The sequence below is a fragment of the Pantoea ananatis LMG 2665 genome (genome assembly GCF_000710035.2).
GTDB classification, from domain to species: domain Bacteria; phylum Pseudomonadota; class Gammaproteobacteria; order Enterobacterales; family Enterobacteriaceae; genus Pantoea; species Pantoea ananatis.
On the sequence record NZ_JMJJ01000001.1, the window covers coordinates 190,704 to 216,361 of the forward strand.

The following is a 25,658-nucleotide window of genomic DNA, read 5'->3' on the forward strand; positions in this document are numbered from 1 at the left end:
AGGGCCTTGCGGCCCTGAACTTATTGATGCGTAACCACAATCAGACGCAGTGCATCCAGTCGCCAGTTCGCTTCATCCAGACTCTCCAGTACCTGCTGGCGATTCGTTTCCAGCGCATCGACCTCATCGTCACGGATGTTGGGGTTAACGGCTTTCAGTGCTTCCAGACGTGATAACTCGGCCCCCAGCTTTTCGCTCGCCTCGCGCCGTGCCGCGTCAATAACGGCACGTGCTTCACTGACGACTTCTTTTTCAGCCAGCGTCAGGATCGCGTGAACGTCCTGCTGTACGGCATTCACCAGCTTACTTCCGGTGTGGCGGTTAACGGCATTCAACTGGCGGTTGAAGCTTTCGAATTCCACTTTACCGGCCAGGTTCGTCCCGTTGCGATCCAGCAGCAGGCGCACCGGCGTAGGGGGCAGGAAGCGGGTTAGCTGCAGATGTTTCGGTGCCTGGGATTCCACCACGTAGATCATCTCGACCAGCAGTGTTCCCACAGGCAATGCCTTGTTCTTTAACAGCGACAGCGCACAACTGCCGGTGTCACCTGACAGAATCAGATCCAGGCCATTACGGATTAACGGATGTTCCCAGGTAATAAACTGCGTATCTTCACGCGACAGGGCCTGATCGCGATTGAAGGTGATCGTACAGCCGTCTTCCGGCAGGCCAGGAAAGTCCGGAACCAGCATATGATCTGAAGGTGTCAGCACGATCAGGTTATCACTGCGGTCTTCCTGATTAATGCCGACGATATCAAACAGGTTAAGAGCAAAGTTAACCAGTTCGGTATCATTATCCTGTTCGGCAATAGTATTGGCCAGCGCCTGGGCGGCTTCACCACCGTTAGAGTTTAGCTCCAGCAGGCGGTCGCGGCCCTGTTCGAGTTGGGATTTCAGCGCATCATGCTGCTTACGGCATTCGCTAATGAAATCATCAAACCCGTCGCTGTTTTCCGGTGCGGCCAGGTAGTTAATCAGCTCTGCGTTGACGCTGTCGTAGATGGCTCTGCCGGTCGGGCAGGTGTGCTCGAACGCGTCCAGCCCTTCGTGATACCAGCGCAGCAGCACGGCCTGGGCCGTTTTCTCCAGCCAGGGGACCAGAATCTGAATATCGTGCGCCTGGCCAATACGATCCAGTCGGCCAATACGCTGTTCCAGCAGATCCGGGTTAAACGGCAGATCGAACATCACCAGACGGCTGGCGAACTGAAAGTTACGGCCTTCGGAACCAATTTCGGAACACAGCAGAACTTGTGCGCCGTTCTCTTCAGAAGCGAACCAGGCGGCAGCCCGATCGCGTTCAATGATCGACAGCCCTTCATGGAACACGGCGGCGCGAATCCCTTCACGTTCACGCAGCACCTGCTCCAGTTGAAGTGCTGTAGCGGCCTGAGCACAGATCACCAGCACTTTTTCTTTACGGTTGCTGGTCAGGTAACCCATGAGCCATTCAACGCGCGGATCGAAGTTCCACCAGGTGCCGGTATCGCCTTCGAACTCCTGATAAATCTGTTCCGGATAGAGCAGATCGCGCGCGCGCGCTTCTGCGCTTTTACGTGTGCCCATAATACCGGACACCTTAATGGCCGTTTGATACTGAGCCGGCAGGGGCAGACGAATGGCGTGTAACTCACGTTTCGGGAAGCCTTTCACCCCGTTGCGGGTATTACGGAACAGCACGCGGCTGGTACCGTGGCGATCCATCAGCATGGAAATGAGTTCGCTGCGCGCGTCCTGTTTGCCTTCACGATCGCTGTTTGCCACCTGCAGCAGCGGTTCAATATCCTGCTCGCCGACCAGCTCATTGATCATATTCATCTCGTTTTGTGAGATGGCATGATCGGCCAGCAGCGATGTCACCGCATCGGCAATCGGGCGGAAGTGCTGCTGCTCTTCAACAAAGGCGGCAAAATCATGAAAACGGTCGGGGTCAAGCAAGCGCAGGCGCGCAAAATGACTCTCCATGCCCAGCTGTTCTGGCGTCGCGGTCAGTAACAGGACGCCCGGCGTTTTTTCAGCCAGTTTTTCGATCACCTGATACTCACGGCTTGGTTCGCCTTCGGACCAGGCCAAATGGTGCGCTTCATCCACCACCATTAAATCCCAGTCTGCGTCCGCCAGCTTATCCAGACGCTGTTTGTTGCGACGCACAAAGTCCAGCGAGCAGATAATCAACTGTTCGGTGTCAAAGGCATTGTCGCTGTCGTGCTGCGCTTCAGCGTAACGATCGTCGTCAAACAGGGCGAAGCGCAGGTTGAAGCGGCGCAGCATTTCTACCAGCCACTGATGTTGCAGGGTTTCTGGCACGACGATAAGTACGCGTTCAGCACGGCCTGCCAACAGCTGCTGCTGGATGATCATGCCGGCTTCGATGGTTTTCCCCAGGCCGACCTCATCCGCCAGCAGGACGCGCGGCGCATGGCGGCGGCCTACGTCGTGGGCGATATGCAGCTGGTGGGGGATCAGATTGGTACGCATGCCGCGCAGGCCGCTGACGGGCAGGCGATACTGCTCACTTTGATATTTACGTGCGCGAAAACGCAGGGCGAAGCGATCCATACGGTCGAGCTGGCCTGCAAACAGCCTGTCCTGAGGTTTGCTGAACACCAGTTTGCTGTCGAGCATCACTTCACGCAGCATGACGTGGGTTTCTTCGGTATCAAGGCGCGTGCCGATATAGGTTATCAGGTCATTGTCATTGCGTACTTCATCGACCTGCATCTGCCAGCCTTCGTGGCTGGTAACGGTATCACCCGGATTAAAAATCACGCGGGTGACCGGCGAGTCGCTGCGAGCGTAGAGGCGATTTTCCCCTGTGGCCGGGAACAGCAGGGTGATCATGCGCGTATCAATCGCCACCACGGTGCCTAATCCCAGTTCACTTTCTGTATCACTAATCCAACGCTGACCTAATGTAAAAACCATATAATTTTTGCTCGAATTTTTAACGTTTTTGAAGGTGTTCCCCATTCTCAGGCAATAGCATTTCATCCAGGCAAAAGGGCCTGGTGCGTCATGTCAGAGCAGTGAGTTTTGAGGAAGGGCGTTATGGTACTGGATGGCAGGGCATTCGTCACCTGTCAAAAAAGGCCTAACTGCCCGGTAATGAGTGTAGCAAAGTCGCCATCGACAAAAGGCAGAATGCCTTCGGCTACGGGCTGCAGCTGTTTAGTCACGTAGTGATCGTAGTCCAGCGGCGTGGTTCGGGCCTCTACCGGCTCGGGGCCGCCGGTGGCAATCACATAACGAATGCGGCCCCCGGTCTGATATTGCAACGGCCGGCCCAGCTTACGATTCTGCTCATCAGCCAGACGGGCGGCGCGGACATGGGGCGGCACATTGCGTTCATACTCGTTCAGTGGGCGGCGCAGGCGCTTTTTATAAATCAGCCTGTCGTCCAGCTCACCTGCCAACAGCTGGGCTACCGTGTTACGAACATAGTCTTCCCACGGCTGGCGATGAAATATGCGGCTGTAAAGCTCCTGCTGAAACTGCTGCGCCAGCGGCGTCCAGTCGGTACGTACCGATTCCAGTCCTTTGAACACCATACGCTCACTTTCGCCTGCCCGAATTAAGCCCGCATAGCGTTTTTTACTGCCCTGTTCAGCACCGCGAATCGTCGGCATCAGGAATCGGCAAAAGTGATTTTCATACTCCAGCTCCAGGGCGCTGGTCAGGCCGTATTGCTGCTGCAGATGTTCACGCCACCAACCGTTGACCTTCCCGGCCAGTGCCCGGCCAATTGCCTCTGCCTCGTCTTCATCCCGGGCGGATTTCAGCCAGACAAAGGTCGAATCGGTGTCGCCATAAATCACATCGTACCCTTCGGCTTCAATGAGTTCACGGGTTTGCTGCATGATGGCATGACCGCGCAGCGTGATAGACGAGGCCAGGCGAGGGTCAAAAAAGCGGCAGGCGCTGGTGCCGAGCACGCCGTAAAACGCATTCATGATGATTTTCAGGGCCTGCGACAGGGGTTTATTGCCCTGTGTTTTTGCGGTTTCGCGCCCCTGCCAAATCTGCTCTACGATGGCGGGCAGGCAATGCGTCTCACGTGAGAAGCGCGCCTCGCGAAAACCGGGCACCGAGTCCGCATCCGTTGGGTGCGCCAGACCTTCGATGAGCCCGACGGGATCGATCAGAAAGGTGCGGATAATCGAGGGATACAGGCTTTTATAATCCAGCACTAACACGGAATCATACAGGCCGGGCCGGGAATCCATCACGTAGCCGCCGGGGCTGGCTTCCGGCGCCACATCGCCCAGATTCGGGGCGACAAAACCGGCCCGGTGCATGCGGGGGATGTACAGATGACCGAATGCCGCGACGGAGCCGCCGTGGCGATCGACTGCCAGCCCGTTAACGGCAGCGCGCTCCAGTAAAAACGGCATGATCTCGGTTTTATGAAAGATGCGCGTGACCAGCTCGCAGTCCTTCAGGTTGTAGCGCGCCAGCGCCGGTTTATCGTTGGCAAAACGCCAGTTGATCTCTTCCATGCGCTGCCATGGGTTATCAATGGCTTTGCCTTCACCGAGCAGCTGTTGCGAAACAGATTCCAGACTAAAAGAGGGAAAATCCCAGAAGGCGGATTTCAGGGCATCGATGCCGTCAATAATCAGGCGACCTGTCGCCTGGGCAAAAAACACGCCGGGTTTAAACCCATGCTCGCGCCACTCCAGCGCGGCCTGCTGGCGGCCAAGGCGTAACGGAATGCCGTAGCGATCGGCGTGTTTCTGCAGCACGCGCAGGTCAAACTGCACCACGTTCCAGCCGATAATCACATCCGGATCGTTATCGGCAAACCAGCGATTCAGCGCCTCCAGCAACTGCGGGCGGCTCTCAAGATAGATAAGTTCGAAATCCAGTTCGCTGGCGTCGCCGTTAGGCGGTCCCAGCATGAAAACCTGGCGCTGTCCGCAGCCTTCCAGACCAATGCAGTAAAGCTCGCCATGCTGGGTCGTTTCAATATCCAGCGAGACCCACTTCAGCGGGGGCCGGTAATCGGGATGGGGTTTCAGACGGGCGTTAACCCATGTGTCGCCCTGAATGTCACCATCAAACCACACGGGCGCGGTAATAAACCGTTCCATTAGGTAGCGTTCGGGTGGACGAATGTCGGATTCATACAGGGGGATACCGCTTTCGCGCAGTTTCTTTTCAACCCACTGCAACTGGCGATGCTGCCGGCAGTACAGGCCAAATACTGGACGGCGGCGAAAATCTTTTAATTGCAGAGGCTGCATCCGCAGCTGGCGCTCGCCCTGCAACAGCGTGTCGACCTGCGCCTGATATTCACAGGGAATAAACGTCACGGATTCCTGTAAAGGCAGCACAACGCGCTGAGCACCCTCGTCGGTGGCCAGCCACAGCGTAATTTCGGTGCCTTGCGGCGTGTCGCGCCAGTGACGGCTGAGCAGAAACCCTGCGCGGGGCTTATTCACGTATTCTCCAGGCAGATAGCGAGTCGGACATCTCATTGACCAGTATAACATGGATATTTATACAGTGTCTGCCGGTGCGTTTTGTCAATATTGGCCTACAATTCTTGCCTTGACGCTGTGATGTCTGCTCTGGACAATCCAGCCTTCTGCTTTTTCTGAGGATTGATATGGAAGCCTGGGTTGAACACCTGATTACACAGTCGCTGGAGTGGGCGCTGTTTGCCGTCGCGCTGGTGACGTTTCTGGAGTCATTGGCGTTCGTGGGGCTGTTACTCCCTGGCACCGTCATGATGGCGAGCCTGGGTGCGCTGGTGGGCAGTGGACAGATCGGCTTATATCCCGCCTGGGCCGCGGGCTTCATTGGCTGCCTGCTGGGCGACTGGGTTTCCTATGGCATTGGCTGGAAGTTTCAGGGGCCGCTCCATCGCTGGAAATACCTGCAAAAGTACAAAGGGCTGCTGGATAAGACCGAACACGCGCTGTATCAGCACAGCATGTTTACCATTCTGGTCGGGCGCTTTGTCGGGCCAACCCGACCGCTGATCCCGCTGGTGGCGGGCATGCTGGAATTGCCGGTACGCAAATTTCTGCCCCCCAATCTGATCGGCTGTATTTTATGGCCACCGCTCTATTTATTGCCGGGTATTCTGGCAGGCGTCGCGATTGATGTTCCGAAAGAAGCCCAGGGCGGCCATTTCATCTGGCTGTTATTAGGCGTTGCTATCCTGGTATGGCTGGGATGCTGGCTGTGCTGGCGCTGGTGGCGCAGTGGAAAAACGCGCGACTGGGCGACGGCGTATTTGCCACCCGAACGTCTGCGCTGGCTGGCGCCGCTAAGTTTTGTGGTGGCCGTTGCGGCGTTCGTCGGCATCCAGTTTCATCCGATGATGCCGATTTTCCGCCACCTGTTGTGGCAGGTCTTTATCGGTTAACGGCGCGGGATGCCGAGCACATCGGCTTCCCGTATGTTCCCTGACAACAGTGCGTCCGTCGATCCCTGCCAGTAAACGCGTCCATCCACCACCACCACGCTACGTGGCGCTATCTGCTGTGCGTCTTCAAGACTGTGCGACACCATCAGCAACGTAATCGCACGGGTTTCGCAGACGGTGCGCACCAGATTAAGCATCTCGCCGCGCAGGGCTGGATCGAGCGCCGAAAAAGGTTCATCCAGCAGCAGCACCGGGCGATCGCGCAGTAAACAGCGTGCCAGGGCAACGCGCTGGCGTTGTCCTCCCGAGAGCTGGCCCGGCAGGCGTGACAGCATCTCACTGAGTCCGACCTGCTGCGCAATGGTCGTCACCTGCTGGCGCTGATCTGAGGTCAGCTTCAGACCGGGATGTAAGCCCAGCCCCAGGTTCTGTTCTACGCTCAGGTGCGGAAACAGGTTATTTTCCTGAAACAGCATTGATACCGGGCGCTGGGCGGGCACGCTATTCGTATGGTCAACACCGTTAATCGTCAGGCTGCCCTGGCTGACGGGCAGAAAACCGGCAATCAGGTTTAATAACGTACTTTTACCTGCCCCGCTTGGGCCGAGAATCGCCAGTCGTTCGCCGCGCCCGGCGTGAAGGGAAAAACGCATCGGCAAATGCTGATACAGGTAAGTCAGATTATTCAGTGTCAGCATGGCGGCCCGGTAATTTTTCCATCAAGGTGAACAGAGACAGGCAGAGTAGCAGCAATAACAGTGCAGTAACGGCACCATCGGCACCGCGATAGGCGCCTATCTGCTGATAAAGGTAGAACGGCAGCGTGCGGAAATCGCCATTACCAAACAGCGCCACGACGCCAAAATCACCAATCGACAGCACGCAGGCAAACGCCAGCGCCTGCGCCAGCGGACGTTTCAACGCCCGGAGTTCAATCAGCCACAGGCGGTCCCAGCCGCTGATGCCCAGTGCCCCGCAAAGGTGGGCGTAACGTTCAGCGATATCCCGCATCGGGTTTTCCAGCACTTTCAACGCGTAGGGAATCGCGATTAACGCATTGGCAAAGATCACCACGCCATCCGCGGAGTCCGGCAAGCCGGTCGTGGCGTTCAGTAGCAGGAAAAAGCCGGTTGCCAGCACGATACCGGGCATTGCCAAAATCAGCATGCCGCTGGTGTCCATGATCTGTGCGGCGAGTGTATGCTGCCGCAGGCGCAGCTCCCGGCTGCTCCACAACAGCATGGTGGTCAGGACCAGACACAGCACGCCGGCGCCGAGCGCGATACGTAACGAGGTCAACGTTGCCTGCCATAACGCCGGTTGCTGTAACGCGCCCCGAAGCCCGCCATCCAGACCATTTACGATCACCGCCAGCAGCGGTGGGAGTAGCAGCAGCAGGGCGAAAAAGATGATGGCGGCGTCGCTGACGCGGGCCAGCGTGGAATCCTGAGGATCGCGCCAGCCGTTCAGTTGCGGACTACCCGCCGGAATGGCGTTGCTGAAGCGCTGGCTGAGGAGCACCAGCACCAGGCAGCAGCTGAGCTGAATCAGCGCCAGGAGCGCCGCGCGGCCCGGATCGTAGTCATAGCTTAGCGCCTGGAAGATGGCCAGTTCGATGGTGGTCGCCTGCGGCCCGCCACCCAGCGATAGCACGGTGGCAAAACTGGCAAAACAGAGCATAAAGATTAATGCCCCGGTGGGCAGGAGCTGGCGGCGCAGCCAGGGCCATTCAAGCAGCCGGAAATGATGCCAGCCACGTATGTTCAGTTGGGCAGCAAGCTGACGCTGTTCGGCAGGAATGCTTTCCAGCGCCTGCAGCATCAGGCGCGTGGCCAGCGGCAGGTTGAAAAACACATGGGCCAGTAAAATTCCCTGAAGCCCGTAAGGCGAGAAGTGATAGTCCACGCCAAGCCAGGCGCAAAGCTGTGCCAGCCAGCCCACCCGACCATAGACGGTGAGCAGGCCGAATACGGCCACCAGCACGGGCAGAACCAGCGTCATGGCGCACAGGCGCAGCAACACCTGACGTCCGGGAAAGCGCCGCCGATAAAGGGCTCGGGACAATGGAATGGCCGGCAGCAAGGAGAGCAGGGCGGAAAGCAGCGCCTGCTTAAACGAAAAGCCAATAACATGATGCAGATACGTATCCTGCAGGACAGACCGCCAGTTGGTCGCTGGCGCCGCCATCCACAGTGCTGTGAAGGCCAGCAGCGCCACGCTGCAGAGCAGCAGCGTGGCGAGCGAACCCGGAATCAGCCAGAAAGGGATTAACGGCTGACGGCGCGTTGCCATTGGCTAACCCATTGCGAACGGTGGCTGGCAACCTCTTCCGGTGAAAACTGCAATGTTGTCTTCGGCACGCTGAGCGAGGCAAACCCGGCGGGGAGGTCAGTTTTGATCACCGGATACATCCAGTTCCCGGTAGGGATGGTGTTCTGAAAGGCTGGCGTAACCATGAATTGCATAAACTGTTCTGCCAGTTTGGGCTGCTTGCTGTTCGCCAGTCGGGCGGCCACCTCAACCTGCAGATAGTTGCCTTCGGCGAAGGATGCCGCAGCATAGTTATCTTTTTTCTCTTCAATGATGTGATAAGCCGGTGACGTGGTATAGCTCAGCACCAGATCGCTCTCGCCTTTAAGAAACAGGCCGTAGGCTTCACTCCAGCCTTTGGTGACCGTGACGGTTTTCTTCGCCAGCTTTTGCCAGGCCTCAGGCGCGTTGTCCCCGTAAACCTTTTGCATCCACAGCAGCAGGCCAAGGCCTGGCGTGCTGGTGCGAGGATCTTCATAAATCACGCGCCATTTCTCTGGGCTTTCGACCAGTTCTTTCAGGCTTGTGGGGGGATTTTTTAGCGTGTTTTTGTTGTACACGAATGCGAAATAACCGTAATCGAACGGCACAAAGGTGGTGTCCTTCCAGCCGCCGGGCACCTGCAGCTCACGGGTATCCACGTCGCTTTTGGCAAACAGGCCGGTTTGCTGCGCGGCCTGCAGAAGGTTGTTATCCAGGCCTAGTACCACATCGGCCTTTGTGTTCTTGCCTTCCATACGTACACGGTTCAGCAGCGAAACACCGTCTTCCAGCGCGACAAATTTCAGCTCGCAACCGCACTGGGCTTCAAAGGCTTTTTTGACGGCCGGACCCGGCCCCCAGTCAGCGGAAAAGGCGTCGTAGGTGTAAACCGTCAGGACAGGTTTGGCCGCAAAGACCGGGGCAGAGAGTAACAGCAGCACGGGCAGGACGTTTTTTAACACTTTGCGCTCCTAGGGCGGCAGGGTTGAGTCGCAAAGGATCTGAGCAAAACAACCTCTCAAATCCCTACGTCGGTATTAACCGATTCAGGTTCGACGGGTATTTCTCAGCGCCCTGACACTGTGGAAAGGGGCACCCCGTTGAGAACGCCACATTCTAGTCATTAAATGCGCAAGGGGAAAGGCTCACAGCGTAGGCGGGGCAAACCAGGCGGATTTAAAATCAAACCAGCCCAATGTATTCATCCGCACGCCGCGCATACTGCGCTGGCCCTCCAGCAGCAGCCAGTGATGAAACAGCGGATGAAGCCAGCTATTTTCCACCAGATATTTACCCCATTCAGCGAGGGAGAGCGTTTTTTCACGCCAGCGCGTGGCATCCTGCTGCCAGTTAACAGGCATACAGTGCTGCATCAACGGCGTTTCGTATAACAGGGCAAACAGGGAATATTCGAGGGGCAGGGTAAAATTGACGCTACCCAGCCAGATATCACTCTCGCCTTCGCCCTGATGCCAGCTTTCGTAACTGACTTCCCGGGTGTTCAACGTAACGCCCTGTTCTGCCAGCAACGGACGTAAGGCATCCGTAATACTGACATGCTCAATATGCTGGTTATACCAGGTTAACGTCAGGCTCGTGAGGCCCGCCGGTTTGTCCACTGGGGTCAGATCGCGGCGATGGTGCCAGCGGGGTAGCAGGCCGTAAGCCGGGAACCAGTAGCGCTGATAACCCCTGCCCGCATTATTGAGGAGTGCAATCGGGTTAAGCAGGTCGCTGAGCCAGCGTCGAATGTCTCGATCGGCCATTTTTTCTGAACGCTGATCGAACAGTAAATAGTAGCAACCTTCTTCAAGCCGGCTCTCTTCCTGTTTCTCATCGGCTTTTTCGCCCTGCAGGCGAACCCCTGCATAAACCAGCTCTTCACTGATCTCTGGCAGTACCCACACCGACACATCATCGATCAGCGCGCGATAGCCAAAGTAGTCGTCAAACGCTTCTATCTTCAACTGGCTGTGCTGATTACGGACGACCCGATAAGGACCTGTTCCCAAAGGTTGACGGGCAAAATCGCGAATTTCAGGCCATTCCCGTGGCAGAATCATGGCGCTGACGCTGCCCAGCAGCCAGGGCAGCCAGCTGTCGGGCTGATCCAGATAGATATCCAGGGTCCAGGGGGCCGGTGAGTCGAGCCGTTGGATATGAGAAAACAGGGGATACTGACGCAGGCGTTCCAGGCTTGCGATCACATCGGCCATGTCCAGCTCCCGGCCATGATGAAAACGAATGGCAGGACGTAAATAAAAGCGCCAGTGGAGATCGGATGTTTGCTGCCAGTGATGGGCGATATCGGCCTCGATTTCCCCCTTTTCCTCATTTATGCGCGTCAGGCCGCTAAAGATCTGGCGGGCAATATGGGTTTCCGAACGGCGCAGGGGCGAACCGGGTAACAGATTCAGCAGAGGGCGATAATAGAGGACGCGCAAAATATGTTTGCCCTGGCGGAAGCTCCGCCCCAGGTGGGCGCTGATCATCTGTCTGACCTGATCTTTATCCCCCACCAGCTGGACTAACTGATCGATACGATCCTGCTCCAGAAGATCTTCGGCACGCTGCTGCTGGAGCGCCAGCCCGGTGTAGCAGAAGGTCATCAGGGAACGTTTGCCCCGTCCGGCTTCGGCCTGCCAGGTGAGCCAGCCAGCCGCTTGCATTCTGTTGAGCAGGTTTCGCATATGGCGACGCGAACAGTGCAGCAAATCAGCCAGTTCGCCCAGGGTTGTTTCCTGTGGTTGTCCCTGGCAATTTTGCCACAGACGAATGAACTGCTGCTTCAGACGTGATGACGACATAAAAGAGGAACTCCCTGATAAAGGTGCTCTGTTTTTCTTACCCCATTTTAGAGGCAATCTTTCCTGTATTGGAAGAGCGGGAGGCATTCAGTAATGAATGGCGCTCTGACATGGACTGGCAGCGATGTCTGTCCCTTCTGAGTAGTGTGTTACGATTTCGCCAGCAGGGTTATTCTGCTGGTTTTTTTTACGTTGTAGGTTTGGGTCGGGGTTCCATTGTTCCCGTTTCTCCCGTTGTTCTGTCAGGGATAAGGCATGAAATCTTTGTTATCGTTCTCGCGCCGTTTCAATCCGGTCTTTTTGGCTTTTATGGTGACAGCCTTTATCCTCGGCGTGGCCGGTGCGCTGCAGGCGCCGACGCTGAGCCTGTTTTTATCGCGAGAAGTACAGGTGCCACCGCTGTGGGTCGGGCTGTTTTTTACCATCAATGCCATCGCCGGCATTGTGGTCAGCATGATGATCGCAAAGCGCTCCGACAGCGTTGGCGATCGGCGGAATATCATCTTAGTGTGCTGTATCCTTGCCCTGGCAAACGCCATACTGTTCGCGTTTACCCGCCATTACCTGACGCTGATAACGCTGGGCGTGCTGTTATCGTCGCTGGCGAACGTCGCCATGCCGCAGCTCTTTGCGCTGGCGCGAGAATATGCCGACAGTTCCTCGCGCGAAGTGGTGATGTTCAGTTCCATTATGCGCGCTCAGGTGTCGCTGGCGTGGGTGATTGGGCCACCGCTGTCGTTTGCGCTGGCGCTGAATTTTGGTTTCGTTACGCTGTTCAGCGTGGCGGCCGGCTTGTTTTTTCTCTGTTTCCTGCTGATCTGGTTTACCGTGCCCTCGGTGCCGCGCGCGGCTTCCCTGATGCAGTCGGGCGGGATCCCCCTGAGCGGCTGGCGGATTCGTGACGTGCGCATTTTGTTTGCCGCATCAACGCTGATGTGGACCTGTAACACCATGTACATTATCGATATGCCGCTGTGGATCAGCAACGATCTGGGCCTGCCCGAAAAGCTTGCCGGTCTCTTAATGGGCACGGCCGCCGGGTTGGAAATCCCGGTCATGATCCTGGCCGGTTTCTATGCCAAACGTTGGGGTAAGCGAAAGATGATGGTGGGCGCGGTGGCCTCCGCCGTTGTGTTTTACAGCGGCCTGATTCTGTTTCACAGCCACCTGGCGCTGCTGGTCCTGCAGGTGTTCAACGCCCTGTTTATCGGCGTTGTTGCGGGCATTGGAATGTTGTGGTTTCAGGATCTGATGCCGGGGCGGGCGGGCGCAGCCACAACCCTGTTTACCAACAGCATTTCGACCGGCATTATTTTGGCGGGGTTATTTCAGGGCATACTGGTTGAACATTTTGGTCACGGCAGCGTTTACTGGGTGATTGCCGCGATTGCTTTACTGACGCTGGGAATGATACGCAACGTTAAAGACGTTTAATAAGCACGTTCCCCCGGCATAACAGTGCCGGGGGAACGGTGCTTTAGAGCACAATCCGCTTAATATCGCCAATGATAAAGATATAGGCGACTAAGCCAATCACCGCAGTGATACCGATATACACGAGCGCATAAAAAAAGCTGCTTGTCATTGAAATGATAATGCCGATAATCAGGGGCGCTAAAATCGAAGCCATATTGGCGCAAAAGTTAAATATACCACCAGTGAGTCCTGCCATAGAAGCCGGGGCAATATCTGCGATTATTGTCCAGCCCAGACCGACCATGCCTTGTCCAAAAAAGGCAATGGACATAACGATGATAACGGCGCTGTCTGAACTCATCCAGTTAGCCGCAATAATCGTGCCGGAAAGCACCAGGCCGCTAATAACCGGAAGTTTTCGGCTCACATTAATAGATCCTGTTGCATTCAACAGTTTATCTGAGAGCCACCCGCCAAAAATAACGCCTACAGCGGCAGCCATAAATGGCCATACAGAGAAAAAGCCCACCTGAAGCCATTCCAGTTGCCGTTCTTTCGCTAAATAGGTGGGAAACCATGTCAGAAAAAACACCAGGGTCGTATTTCCAGCGAATTGTCCGAGACTGGCACCAATAATTTGCCGGCAGCAGAGTAAACGTTTGGCATCGGGCCAATTAAAGGGCGCGTTTTTTAATGTTTCAATGGGTTCATTATTGATAATGTAATCAATTTCTTCCTGATTGGCTTTTTGGGATGCTTCAGGCTCATGGTAAAGTCGCCACCAAATAAACGTGAACAGAATACCGGCTCCGCCGGTAATAAAAAAAAGGCTGCGCCAGCCGTGATACTCCAGAATGAGATAGAGTAAGGGCGAGAAAGCCGCCAGACCAATATATTCCCCGACAGTATAGGTTGCGGTGGCGCGGGCACGTTCATGACGCGGGAACCATTTTGCCACTACGCGACTGTTAACCGGAAAACAGGGTGCTTCGCTCAATCCCAGCCCCAGTCTCAGTAAGATCAAAGACTTGAGCCCAAGAGTAAATGTTTGCAGTAGAGTGAAAATCGACCACAACAGCACGGAAAGGGCGTAGGTCAGTTTGTTACCAAAGCGATCTAAAAACATCCCTCCGGGGATTTGTGCCAGCGTATACGTCCAGGCGAAGGCAGAAAAAGCCACGCCCATCATAGCGGGATCGATTTCAAGTTCGCGGGTGATTTTTGGCGCAACGATGCCTAAAATTGTCCGATCAAGATAGTTAATCATTGTGCCAGCGGATATTAATAGCAGAATGATTATTCTGACTTTCGTGGGTTTATTTTTCGGCGTGCGCCTGCCAGCGTGTTCCTCATTGTATAACTTTTCCATGATGTATCCCTGAAGTTTAAACTATTTTTTGATGTTTTTTTTACATTGAAAAATAGTCTGATATTGCTAATTTTTTTGTTTCTTTATAGCATTTTTTAAGCGTCATTAATTTTGACCTGAGTACATAATTAGTCCTTTTAACGGTGATAAAGTAGCGATAGCAGATTTACTTTTCATTCAAAGGCAAATGCCATGAACCTCAAGCAACTTTATTATTTTAAACGCCTGTCAGAAACGGAGCATTACACGGAAGCGGCATCCAGTCTTTTTATCACCCAGCCCTCGCTTAGCCATGCTATCGCTGAGTTAGAAAAGGAGTTAGGCGTTTCACTCTTTTTCCGTCAGGGCAGAAATGTAAGGATTAGTGAAAGTGGGAAATGTTTTTTACCCTATGTTGAGACAGCACTGTCGGCACTGGAAAATGGCAGGGAGAGGCTAAAAAACAATCACCTTCTGTGCCGGGAAAATATCCGAATTGGGTTTATCTATACAATGGGGGAATATGTTATTCCGCAAATTATCAACAATTACTCCCAACACTTTCGTCATAATGATGTGACATTCTCTTTTAAACAGGGGACGTCAGTTGCGTTGTTGCAGTCACTCAAAGCGGATAAGGTTGATATGGTCATCTGTTCGCGGATTGGCGACGATCCTGATATTGAATTTATCCCGGTTATTGAACAAGAATTAGTGGTAGTGACAGCGAAAGATCATCCGTTAGCGCGTCTTCACGAAAGCGACGTTGATTTAGCGGAAACCATCCATTATCCCTATGTCTATTTTTCAGAAAGTAGTGGGCTACGTCCGTTTATTGACGACATCTTTCACCAGCAAACGCTGTCACCGGATATTGCCTGTTATGTGGAAGAGGATTTAGCAATGGCTGGGTTGGTCAGTATCGGCTATGGTATTGCCATCATGCCAAGAATTGCGGCGCTCACGCACTACAATCTCCATATCCTGACGATCAAAAATTTGCTTCCACCGCGTTATATTTGTCTGGCGACAATTAAAACAAAAATGCTTTCACCGGCGGCGCTGAGGCTAAAAAACTTTATTATTACGCACAGTGATGTCGCCAGGAAACATGCCCAAAGCGCGGCTTTGGGCATGTCCGCCGCTAGGAAAGCGTCTCCATCATCTCCCGCAGTTGTGTAACGGCGATTTGCCCTGGTGCCGAGGACTGGCCCAGGGTGCCAAACGTCATTGCGGAACCGAACAGGCGTCCGGTGACCCGACTGACTCCGCCCATTTTTCCCATCGACATCGTGATAAGCGGCCGCGTTGCGTAGTGCTCTTTCATTAACAGGGTCGCAGACAGCAGCGTCAGCACATCCTGAGGTGTTTGAGGCATTACGGCAATCTTGGGCAGGTCTGCACCTAAATCCTGCATGCGACGTAACCGGTAAATGATCTCTTCCTTCGCGGGCGTTTGGTGAAAGTCATGATTACTCATAATGACCTTAACACCTGCGTTATGCGCCTCGCTTACCAGCGAACGGATGCGTGACTCATCGTTAAACAACTCAATATCAATCACATCAGCCAGCCCGCTTAAGGCGGCCGCGCGGTTGAGCGCGAAGTATTGGTCATCACTGATGTCCATTTCGCCACCTTCTTTTTTACTGCGGAAGGTAAAGAGCAGCGGCGTTTCCCCAAGTTGCTGACGAATGTCGGCCAGCGCCAGCAAGACTTGCTTCTCGTCTTTACCCTCGATGAAGTGGTCGACGCGCCATTCGATAATGTCTGCCTGTGCGGAAGTCAGTAACTGTGCTCTGGCCTGAAGCTCCTCGCGAGTGCGGCCTGTCAAGGGCACACAAAGCCGCGTTTGCCCTGCCTGAAAGACGATTTTTTTAACCCTAACCGTTTGAGTCATAGTCATTCCTGTTTTAACTGTTCAACTAGCCGCTGTAGCGGACTGACGGCGTGTTTCCGCACAATGACGTTGAAATTGGCGGGAAGCGATATAAAGCGCAAGGATAAAACCTGTCACCGCAATAATCAGATCAAACCACATGATGCTGGCGATACTGGTTCGTGAAAGATGCGCTGTAAATAAAGGGATGGTAAAGCTGGCCAGACTGCCGGCGGTATAAAACACGCCTGTCGCAAAGCCTTTCGCTTGTGGAAAACTCATCGCCATAATCGTTGCACCTAGTTGCATAACGCCGCCCGCGGCCGCAAAACCAAATACGAACGCAAAACCGGTAACAATCAGTGGCGTTGGATAGAGGCAGACGATCAGCAGTGAGAGGGCCGACAGGAAGGTGTAAATGACCATCGCGATGGCTGAGCTCAACACTTTTTTCACCATAACCGCAGTGACGAATACGCAGGTCAGCGATCCTGCCGTGTAGATACTGAGTAACTTCACCGATGCGGTGTAGGGCATGCCCGCGACAAACTGCCCATACTGTGCCAGCCATTGGCTCACCAGATAAAACGTCGCCATGCTGATATAGCCGTAAAAGGTGAACACAACCATATCCAGCTGATACAGACGACTACGTGGTGGCGCGGTCACGCTGGCTGATGTTTCCGAGACTTTCTGTACCCGGTGATCGGGAAACGGCATTTTGATCAGGTAGATTCCGCTCATCGTCATTAAGGCTGCTGCCAGCACGAATGACCAACCAAACCACAAATCCGCCCAGATAAGCAGGCTAATGATAAACGGCAATAAAAATTGTCCGGCGGAGACAAACGCTTTTATCAGCACGTTAGCGCGGCTGGCGGAGTCCGGAAAGGCCTCCATCAGCGCCGGATAGGTAGCAGAATCAAGGAAACTGTTAGCCATTCCTGCCAGCACGCCAAAGAAATAGGCCGTGTAAATATCCCGGGTAAACAGGATACCGATGAAAAAGGCCACGTAACTGATGATGCCAAAATAGACAAAAGGCTTTCGGCCAAAACGATCCGACAGAAAACCGGTAACGATGGTAATCAGTTTGCCAATGCCCAGTGAGGAAATCACAATCGATACGCCCGCCGCATCGGTGTTCCATTGCGCCTGCAGGTTAGCCATGTTGAGAGTGATGACCAGCACCCCCATGCCATGAATGAGGTAATTGAGATACAGCCCGGCGGCGGTGGGAATATACTTGTTTTTCATCTCAGCCATCCTCAAAAAAGGATGTTTTTGATGTGATCAACCGGCATCGGTTTTCCCGTCCAGATTTCGAACGCGCTTGCGCCTTGCCACAGCATCATGCCGAGACCGTTAATAATACGGCAGCCTTTTTTCTCGGCCGTCTCAAGCAAATGTGTTTTACGTGGGATATAGACCACATCGGAGACAATAAGCTCAGGACGCAGGAAGCTCTCGTCGGGAAGCAGCATCTGTCCTTCAAAGGGTTTCATGCCGACGCCGGTCGCATTGGTCAGAATAACGCTGTCGTTAATTTCAGCACGCAAACGATCGTGGTCGTCGAGGTCAAAAAGGTGAATCTCACAGTCAGTATGGGCGCGAATCTTCGCAACGGTTTCCTGGGCATTTGCAAAGAATTTATCGCGTTGGTTAAAGACCGAGATCGCCTTAACGCCATCCAGGGCGGCTTGAACGCAAATGGCCGTTGCCGCACCGCCCGCGCCCAGAATCGTCATCTTTTTGCCCAGAATATCGATGCCCTCTTCAGCGAGGGCGCGCATATAACCTGTCCCATCCGTGATGTGCCCGGTCAGCACGCCGTTATCATTGACGACGGTATTCACCGCGCCCACAAGCTGTGCTGCGGGAGACAACGTATCCAGATAGCGGCAAACCTCCGTCTTATTGGGCATGGAAACATTGCATCCGCGCAGCTTCAGCGCACGAAAACCCTGCACCACCTTCTCCAGTTCCGCAGTGCCGACCTCAAAAGCCAGATAAACATAGTCCAGCCCAAGGTGCGCGAAGGCTTCGTTGTGCATGGTTGGCGACATGCTGTGGCGAATGGGGGTGGCGATCAGTCCAATCAGCTCGGTATGCCCGGTAATACGTTCTGCCATGATAGTGTCCTCAGTAAGTTAAAAGTGGAATGCTTGTCGCTTCGTGGCTGCCCAGTGCGCCAGTCTCTTCCAGGGCATCCAGTACGTTGCGTCCTTCGCGTACACCATCAATAATTCGCCGGGCTTTCAGGCTGTCGCCGATGTTCATTATTTTGATATGTCTGGCGGTGGCCCAGCGCTCAACGGCCTCGAAACCGCTGCGGTTGGGGCACATCCCCAGACAGATAAAGCCGTAGTCGAAAGCGATGTCGAAGGTGTGGTGGGCGTTTTTAACGCGGAAGCGATCGGGTTTGACCTCAATGAGCTGCGTGTCCATGTGTTGTTCTACCTGGTGCTGTTCAAGCAGCGCTAACATGGCACTCTTTGTGATGATGTCGAGGTCGCGTCCTGGTGAATTCTGCATTTCAATCAGTACTGCTTCAGCGCCCCGGGTGGCAAAATACTCGATGACATCGAGTCCAACGGCACCGCCGCCGACCACGGCGATACGTTTGCCTTGCAGCGCGCTGAATGTATCCAGGTGTTGAATCATGCCCGTAATCGTGAACACGACGCTGCCGGGGCGGTCGATCGTCTCATGTAATCCCGCAATGGGCGGCAGCAGGGGGACAGAGCCCGTGGCATTAACAATTAAGTCGGGACGCAGAACCTCAAGCTGCTCGGGCTGAACCTGTTGTCCCAGATGCAGTTGTAAATTCTCCAGCCGGGCCATACGGTTGCGCAGGAATTGCGGAAAATCGGCAATACGTTTTTTTTCGGGTAATCGTGCGATCTCGACAGCCAGCCCACCGATATGGTTTTTGGCTTCGAACAGCCAGGTCTTGCACCCTACCTCTGCGGCGGTGCAGGCGGCTTCGATGCCTGCCGTGCCAGCCCCGATCACGACGACACGCGTCGGTCGCTTGACCTGGCGCTGCTTATAAGCGTCGCCATGGATGATATCGGGGTTAATTGAGCAGCGAAGGGGAAGAGAGCGGGCGATGCGATGGTCGGCGCATCCAATATTGCATGAGATACACTTACGCATCGTCTCCTCATGCCCACTCTGTACCTTTTGTACCCAATCCGGTTCAGCAATCAACCCACGACCAATGGCGATCAGGTCCGCGTCACCCTGAGCAAGAATGTCTTCAGCAAGTTGCGGGGTGCGGATATTGCCTGCGACAACGGTGGGCTTATTAAATCTGGTGCGAACGGCACGTGACAGATAGCGTTTCCAGCCATCCTCTTGAGACATTTGGTCTATCTGTAAATACAGGTTGTCATTCTGCGCCGCTGACACATTGATGATGTCGACCTTTTCCTGACAACGTTCAAGAATGTGTAGCGAATCTTCCAGCGTGTTTCCGCCTTGTAAGAAATCATCCGCGCTGATACGCAGGCTGATGGGAAACATCGGTCCCACGCAGGCCCGAACTTTGTCGACAATCAGGGTTAAAAAGCGCGACCGATTCTCGATATTGCCACCAAATTCATCAGTACGCTGATTAAACAGTGGAGATAAAAACTGACTGATTAAATAAGAGTGACCGGCATGAATCTCTACGCAGTCAAAATTGGCGCGTCTGACGCGTTCTGCTGCGTCGCCAAATTTGTCAACCGCCCGATATATTTCCTCATGCGTCATCGGACGGGGAATATTACCATTCTTTTTGGACGGGACCGCGGAGGCGGAAATGGGCATTTCCCCATTTAGGCGATAGGCATAGGCTGATGCACCGGCGTGGTTTAACTGGATGGCGACACAGGTTCCATGTTTATGCAACGTCTCGGTAAGTTTGTATAAGCCAGGAATATACTGATCATTATCAATGCGCAGTTGTGTGGTGCCGTTCGACGCGAAGGGAAAATCCACACAAATATTCTCAATCGTAATGAGCCCAGTGCCGCCCCTGGCGCGAAGCGAATAGTAATCAAGCTGTTCCTGAGACACTTCGCCATTCAGACTGGCCAGGTTGGTGCCCATTGGCGGCATGATGACACGGTTTTTTAATGTCATTCCGTTGATTGTGAGCGGGGTAAACAGGTGAGGATAAGCGTGCATACAGAGTCTCCACAAAAGATCCGACAGCCAGGCTGAGACGACCTCGATGTGTTTTGCGTTAATCTTTATCTGTGGCGATGATAGCGAGGGGGAATGAGCGGAAATAATGCTTTTTTTTCTACAAGCTATAGGTGAGCTCTATGGAGTTAACGATCAAATAACATAAAAATGAAAATGATATTAATTAAATCAGCAAGCCATTTACGTCTTGTGAAAAAAGAGAAGGGAAAGTTGAGAGGGAAATGATGCGAGTCAAAATATCAACGTTGTTGCTGAATAAATAACAGGAGTTCTGCAATAAAATAAATCGCGATTAATTGTTTTAGCGCAGTTTTTGCCAGATGAAAAAAAGCCCGAACGGCAGAGCCGAACGGGCTGGTTACATTATTTACGCGTTAACGCATAAAGGCAGGCTGGTTACTTTCGTAAGCCGAGATCGCGCTTTCGTGCTGCAGCGTCAGGCCGATACTGTCCAGCCCGTTCAGCATGCAGTGACGACGAAAGTCATCAATCTTAAAGCTGTAGGTGTTGTTGCCCGCTTTCACGACCTGCGCTTCCAGATCCACTTCGAAGCGGATACCCGGATGCGCATTCACCAGCGTAAACAGCTCCTCCACCTGCTCATCGCTCAGCGTAACCGGCAGCAACTGGTTGTTGAAGCTGTTGCCATAGAAAATATCGGCAAAGCTGGGCGCAATCACCACTTTAAAGCCGTAATCGGTCAGTGCCCAGGGCGCATGCTCACGTGACGAACCACAACCAAAGTTTTCCCGCGTCAGCAGGATAGAAGCACCTTTATACTCCGGAAAGTTGAGAACGAAGTCCGGATTGGGTTCCAGGCCGTGATCGTCCAGGAAACGCCAGTCATTGAACAGGTGGGCGCCAAAGCCTACGCGGGTGACTTTCTGCAAAAACTGCTTTGGAATGATGGCATCGGTATCGACGTTAGCGGCGTCCAGTGGAACCACCAAACCAGTATGTTGGGTAAATTTTTCTGCCATGATGGTGTCCTTATGTCAGGCTGCGAATGTCGGCGAAATGGCCATTAACGGCGGCAGCGGCGGCCATTGCCGGGCTAACCAAATGCGTCCGTCCGCCACGGCCCTGGCGGCCTTCGAAGTTACGGTTACTGGTTGAGGCACAGCGCTCGCCGGGGTTCAGACGGTCGTTGTTCATGGCCAGACACATTGAGCAGCCGGGCAAGCGCCACTCAAATCCTGCTTCAATAAAGATCTTATCCAGCCCTTCCGCTTCGGCCTGTGCTTTAACCGGGCCTGAACCCGGCACCACCAGTGCCTGAACGCCAGGCGCGACCTTACGCCCTTTGGCAATCGCGGCGGCGGCACGCAGATCTTCAATGCGTGAGTTTGTGCAGGAGCCAATAAAGACTTTATCAATGCTGACATCGGTCAGTTTGATGCCGGGTTGCAGATTCATGTAAGCCAGCGCTTTCTCCGCAGAGGCGCGCTCGACCGGATCGGCAAACGAAGCCGGATCGGGAATCTGCGCATCCACCGCGATCACCTGGCCGGGGTTGGTTCCCCAGGTCACCTGCGGTGCAATCTCTTCCGCATGCAGCGTCACCACGCGGTCAAACTTAGCGCCTGGGTCGGACTTCAGCGTGCCCCAGTACTCAACGGCCTGCTCCCATTTTTCACCTTGAGGTGAAAACTGGCGACCTTTCAGGTAAGCGAAGGTGGTCTCATCCGGGGCGACCAGACCGGCTTTTGCGCCCATCTCGATAGCCATGTTGCACAGCGTCATGCGGCCTTCCATGCTCAGCGCTTCAATCGCCGAGCCACAGAATTCAACAACGTGGCCGGTACCGCCTGCGCTGCCGGTTTTACCAATAATCGCCAGTACGATATCTTTCGCCGTAATGCCCGGCGCAACCGTACCTGTCACTTCAATCTTCATGGTTTTGGCACGGCCCTGTTTCAGGGTTTGCGTGGCAAAAACATGCTCAACCTCTGACGTACCAATACCAAAGGCCAGTGAACCAAAGGCACCGTGCGTCGCCGTGTGGGAATCGCCGCAGACAATGGTCATGCCGGGCAGCGTCATGCCTTGCTCTGGCCCAATCACATGCACGATGCCTTGGAACGGGTGATTCAGGTCATACAACTGCACGCCGAATTCGGCACAGTTTTTCATCAGTTCCTGCATCTGAATACGCGCCATTTCACCCGAAGCATTAATATCTTTGGTCTGGGTGGACACGTTGTGATCCATGGTGGCAAACGTCTTTGAAGGCTGACGAACTTTACGACCGTGGGCACGCAAGCCATCAAAGGCCTGTGGCGAAGTCACCTCATGAATCAGATGACGATCGATATAGAGCAACGGTGTTTCATTCGGCGCTTCGTGAACGACATGTGCATCAAATAACTTCTGGTATAAGGTTTTCATTTTATTATTTTTCCTCGGCGATAAAGCGGGCAATGATGCTGCCCATCTCATCTGTGCTGATCGCAGAGCCGTCACCGGCCAGGTCTTTGGTGCGATAGCCTTCCGCTAACGCCCGGCTGATGGCGCGCTCAATAGCGGCGGCGGCGTCATCGGCATTCAGGCTGTAGCGCAGCAGCAGCGACAGTGACAGGATTTGGGCAATGGGATTAGCAATATTTTGCCCGGCGATATCCGGCGCCGAGCCGCCAGCCGGTTCATACAGGCCAAAACCGTCTTCGCTCAGGCTGGCGGACGGCAACATGCCCATTGAGCCGGTGATCATCGCGCACTCGTCTGACAAAATGTCGCCAAACAGGTTAGAGCACAGCAGCACGTCGAACTGAGAAGGATCTTTGATCAACTGCATGGTGGCGTTGTCGATGTACATGTGGCTCAGCTGAACATCGGGATAATCTTTCGCGATCTCGTTCACGATTTCCCGCCACATAACGGATGTTTGCAGCACGTTAGCTTTATCGACAGAGGTGACTTTATTACGGCGCTTGCGGGCGGACTCGAAAGCCTGACGCGCAATGCGTTCGATTTCAAAACGATGATAGACTTCGGTATCAAAAGCGCGCTCGTGCGGGCCGCTGCCTTCGCGTCCTTTCGGCTGACCAAAATAAATGCCGCCGGTCAGTTCACGTACGCACAGGATATCGAAACCGCGTGCTGCGATATCGCTGCGCAAGGGACAAAAAGCTTCCAGGCCGCTGTAGAGCGCCGCAGGACGCAGGTTGCTGAACAGCTTAAAGTGTTTACGCAGCGGCAACAGCGCCCCGCGCTCGGGTTGAGAGGCCGGGGGCAGGTGCTCCCACTTAGGGCCACCTACCGATCCAAACAGGATTGCGTTGGCCTGTTCGCAGCCTGCAACGGTAGCCGGTGGCAAGGGTTCGCCGTGACGGTCAATGGCGATACCACCGACGTCGTACTCACTGGTGGTAATACGCAGGTTAAAACGCTGACGAATCGCATCCAATACTTTGATAGCCTGGGCCATCACTTCCGGGCCGATTCCGTCGCCCGCCAGTACTGCGATATGTGAAGAGTTTGACATGATTACACCGTTTCCTTCTGATCTTTAGACTTGCGCTGTAACTCTTTCTCGACCTGTTTGGCTCGCCAGATGTTGTTTAATGCGTTCACCATCGCTTTGGCAGAAGACTCGACGATATCCGTCGCCAGACCGACGCCGTGGAACTTACGATTGTTGTAGCCCACCACGATATCAACCTGACCCAGCGCATTCTCGCCGTGGCCTTTTGCCGTCAGCTTGTAATTAACCAGCTCTGCGTTGAACTGGGTAATTCGGTTAATGGCCTGATAAACCGCATCAACCGGACCGTTACCGGTCGCCGCTTCTGATTTCGTTTGTTCGCCGCAGCCCAGATTCACCGACGCGGTGGCCGTGATACTGGAGCCTGACTGCACATTGAAATCATTCAGTTGGAAAAATTCAGGCTCTTCGTTTTGTTTATTAATGAAAGCCAGCGCTTCCAGGTCGTAATCAAACACCTGACCTTTCTTGTCCGCCAGTTTCAGGAAAGCGTCATACAGGGAGTCCAGATTGTATTCGCTTTCTGTGTAGCCCATCTCTTCCATACGATGTTTTACCGCTGCGCGGCCGGAACGGGATGTCAGATTAAGCTGAATTTTGTGCAGGCCAATGGATTCTGGAGTCAGGATTTCATAGTTTTCACGGTTTTTAATGACGCCGTCCTGATGAATGCCCGAAGAGTGGGCAAAGGCGTTAGAACCGACCACCGCTTTATTAGCCGGGATTGGCATATTGCAGATCTGACTAATCATCTGGCTGGTACGATAAATTTCCTGATGGTGAATGTTGGTGTGAACATTCATGATCTGCTGACGGGTTTTAATCGCCATGATCACTTCTTCCAGTGCGCAGTTACCGGCGCGCTCACCTAACCCGTTCAGCGTACCCTCCACCTGACGCGCGCCAGCCTGCACGGCAGCAATCGCGTTGCCGGTCGCCATACCTAAATCATCATGGGTATGAACAGACAGGATGGCTTTATCAATGTTTGGCACGCGGTGAATTAACTGGCTGATAATGTTGGCGTACTCGTTTGGCAAGGTGTAGCCAACGGTATCCGGAATGTTAATGGTGGTGGCACCGGCATTAATTGCGGCTTCGACCATGCGGCACAGGTCGTCAATCGGTGTACGGCCACCGTCTTCGCAGGAAAACTCCACATCGTCCGTGTAGTTACGGGCGCGTTTCACCATGCGCACCGCACGTTCAATCACTTCAGGCAGGGTGCTGCGCAGCTTGGTGGCAATGTGCATGGGTGAGGTGGCAATAAAAGTATGGATACGGAAGGCCTCGGCGACGCGTAAAGACTCGTAGGCGGCATCAATATCTTGTTCAACACAGCGTGCCAGGCCGCAAACCCGGCTGTTTTTAATCGTGCGTGCAATGGTTTGCACGGATTCAAAATCACCCGGTGAGGACACAGGGAAACCGACTTCCATAACATCAACGCCCATACGTTCCAGCGCTAACGCAATTTGCAGTTTTTCTTTCACACTCAGGCTGGCTTGTAATGCCTGTTCACCATCACGCAGAGTGGTATCGAAAATAATAACTTGCTGGCTCATCGTGTTCATCCTTTTGCGTTTCTTGCCTTGCAACGAGCATAAAAAAACCCGCGACAGGCGCGGGTTTTTAACTTTTAGAAGGTTCGAATCAGTGTTTGATTTCGCCCACAAGTCTACCGCGCAGATAAGTTGCGTTTAGTAGTAGACCTGATAGACGGAAAGAACGTGACATGTTTCAAACCTCGTGAATTTTTTGCTGCCTCTATTGGTACTGGAATCGCCAATCGATGTCAACCATAAGCGAAGGGTTATTTTTTTGTCACAGTAAAGAAAAATGTTCTGACATTTAACGCCT

General features: G+C 53.9%; 19 protein-coding genes and 1 riboswitch. Of the genes, 3 read left to right on the top strand and 16 right to left on the bottom strand.

All coding sequences use genetic code 11. The annotated features are described in order from the left end of the window. Positions 1-20 precede the first annotated feature (20 nt). Together rapA and polB are read right to left on the bottom strand one after the other, a co-directional pair. Positions 21-2,927, bottom strand: a complete 2,907-nt coding sequence (gene rapA, locus EL29_RS00845) for an RNA polymerase-associated protein RapA (protein WP_028714811.1) — start codon at positions 2,925-2,927, stop codon at positions 21-23. 155 nt (positions 2,928-3,082) lie between these two features. Further along, positions 3,083-5,443, bottom strand: coding sequence for a DNA polymerase II (gene polB / locus EL29_RS00850; protein WP_028714812.1), 2,361 nt, complete (start codon positions 5,441-5,443; stop codon positions 3,083-3,085). Between the two features lie 167 nt (positions 5,444-5,610). Here polB and EL29_RS00855 point away from each other — a divergent pair, with 167 nt between their 5' ends. Beyond that, on the top strand, positions 5,611-6,375 hold the full coding sequence (locus tag EL29_RS00855) for a DedA family protein (protein WP_013024585.1): 765 nt from the start codon (positions 5,611-5,613) through the stop codon (positions 6,373-6,375). Here the strand turns inward: EL29_RS00855 and thiQ are convergent. From thiQ to sgrR, 4 genes are all read right to left on the bottom strand, one after another. Further along, positions 6,372-7,073, bottom strand: a complete 702-nt coding sequence (thiQ, locus tag EL29_RS00860; RefSeq protein WP_013024586.1) for a thiamine ABC transporter ATP-binding protein ThiQ — start codon at positions 7,071-7,073, stop codon at positions 6,372-6,374. The genes EL29_RS00855 and thiQ overlap by 4 nt on opposite strands. Further along, positions 7,057-8,667, bottom strand: coding sequence for a thiamine/thiamine pyrophosphate ABC transporter permease ThiP (thiP, locus tag EL29_RS00865; RefSeq protein WP_029571395.1), 1,611 nt, complete (start codon positions 8,665-8,667; stop codon positions 7,057-7,059). Before thiP ends, thiQ begins: the two co-directional genes overlap by 17 nt. Next, positions 8,643-9,629, bottom strand: a complete 987-nt coding sequence (thiB, locus tag EL29_RS00870) for a thiamine ABC transporter substrate binding subunit (RefSeq protein WP_013024588.1) — start codon at positions 9,627-9,629, stop codon at positions 8,643-8,645. The genes thiP and thiB overlap by 25 nt, the downstream gene beginning before the upstream one ends. Before the next feature lie 43 nt (positions 9,630-9,672). Further along, positions 9,673-9,777: riboswitch (TPP riboswitch) on the bottom strand. A 35-nt stretch (positions 9,778-9,812) separates the two neighbouring features. Continuing rightward, the gene (sgrR, locus tag EL29_RS00875) at positions 9,813-11,474 is read right to left on the bottom strand and encodes an HTH-type transcriptional regulator SgrR (protein ID WP_028714813.1); all 1,662 of its coding nucleotides are present in this window, start codon (positions 11,472-11,474) and stop codon (positions 9,813-9,815) included. A 255-nt stretch (positions 11,475-11,729) separates the two neighbouring features. Between sgrR and EL29_RS00880 the strand changes: the two genes are divergently transcribed. Beyond that, positions 11,730-12,908, top strand: coding sequence for an MFS transporter (locus tag EL29_RS00880; RefSeq protein ID WP_013024590.1), 1,179 nt, complete (start codon positions 11,730-11,732; stop codon positions 12,906-12,908). Positions 12,909-12,951: 43 nt separating this feature from the next. On the opposite strand, the gene EL29_RS00885 is transcribed toward EL29_RS00880, so the two are convergent. Further along, positions 12,952-14,259 carry an MFS transporter gene (locus EL29_RS00885; RefSeq protein WP_033765526.1) on the bottom strand — a complete coding sequence of 436 codons (1,308 nt, stop codon included), beginning with the start codon at positions 14,257-14,259 and terminating at the stop codon, positions 12,952-12,954. A 192-nt stretch (positions 14,260-14,451) separates the two neighbouring features. Here EL29_RS00885 and EL29_RS00890 point away from each other — a divergent pair, with 192 nt between their 5' ends. Beyond that, positions 14,452-15,420: a LysR family transcriptional regulator gene (locus tag EL29_RS00890; protein WP_028714815.1), complete on the top strand. Its 969-nt coding sequence runs from the start codon at positions 14,452-14,454 to the stop codon at positions 15,418-15,420. On the opposite strand, the gene aroD is transcribed toward EL29_RS00890, so the two are convergent. From aroD to leuL, 9 genes are all read right to left on the bottom strand, one after another. Then, entirely contained in the window at positions 15,383-16,138 is a 756-nt protein-coding gene (gene aroD / locus EL29_RS00895) for a type I 3-dehydroquinate dehydratase (protein WP_028714816.1), read from the bottom strand. The genes EL29_RS00890 and aroD overlap by 38 nt on opposite strands. A gap of 21 nt (positions 16,139-16,159) precedes the next feature. Then, positions 16,160-17,374, bottom strand: coding sequence for an MFS transporter (locus tag EL29_RS00900; RefSeq protein ID WP_022622257.1), 1,215 nt, complete (start codon positions 17,372-17,374; stop codon positions 16,160-16,162). Positions 17,375-17,385: 11 nt separating this feature from the next. Beyond that, positions 17,386-18,249, bottom strand: a complete 864-nt coding sequence (locus EL29_RS00905) for a shikimate dehydrogenase (protein ID WP_014606596.1) — start codon at positions 18,247-18,249, stop codon at positions 17,386-17,388. Between the two features lie 10 nt (positions 18,250-18,259). Next, positions 18,260-20,293, bottom strand: a complete 2,034-nt coding sequence (locus tag EL29_RS00910) for an oxidoreductase (protein ID WP_014606595.1) — start codon at positions 20,291-20,293, stop codon at positions 18,260-18,262. Between the two features lie 395 nt (positions 20,294-20,688). Then, complete coding sequence (gene leuD / locus EL29_RS00915) at positions 20,689-21,294, bottom strand: 3-isopropylmalate dehydratase small subunit (RefSeq protein ID WP_013024597.1); 606 nt, start codon at positions 21,292-21,294, stop codon at positions 20,689-20,691. Positions 21,295-21,304: 10 nt separating this feature from the next. After that, positions 21,305-22,702: a 3-isopropylmalate dehydratase large subunit gene (gene leuC / locus EL29_RS00920; protein ID WP_014606594.1), complete on the bottom strand. Its 1,398-nt coding sequence runs from the start codon at positions 22,700-22,702 to the stop codon at positions 21,305-21,307. A gap of 4 nt (positions 22,703-22,706) precedes the next feature. Beyond that, positions 22,707-23,798: a 3-isopropylmalate dehydrogenase gene (gene leuB / locus EL29_RS00925; RefSeq protein ID WP_022622256.1), complete on the bottom strand. Its 1,092-nt coding sequence runs from the start codon at positions 23,796-23,798 to the stop codon at positions 22,707-22,709. A gap of 2 nt (positions 23,799-23,800) precedes the next feature. Next, positions 23,801-25,363: a 2-isopropylmalate synthase gene (gene leuA, locus EL29_RS00930; RefSeq protein WP_014606593.1), complete on the bottom strand. Its 1,563-nt coding sequence runs from the start codon at positions 25,361-25,363 to the stop codon at positions 23,801-23,803. A gap of 88 nt (positions 25,364-25,451) precedes the next feature. Beyond that, positions 25,452-25,535, bottom strand: coding sequence for a leu operon leader peptide (gene leuL / locus EL29_RS23395; protein WP_109707008.1), 84 nt, complete (start codon positions 25,533-25,535; stop codon positions 25,452-25,454). Positions 25,536-25,658 lie beyond the last annotated feature (123 nt).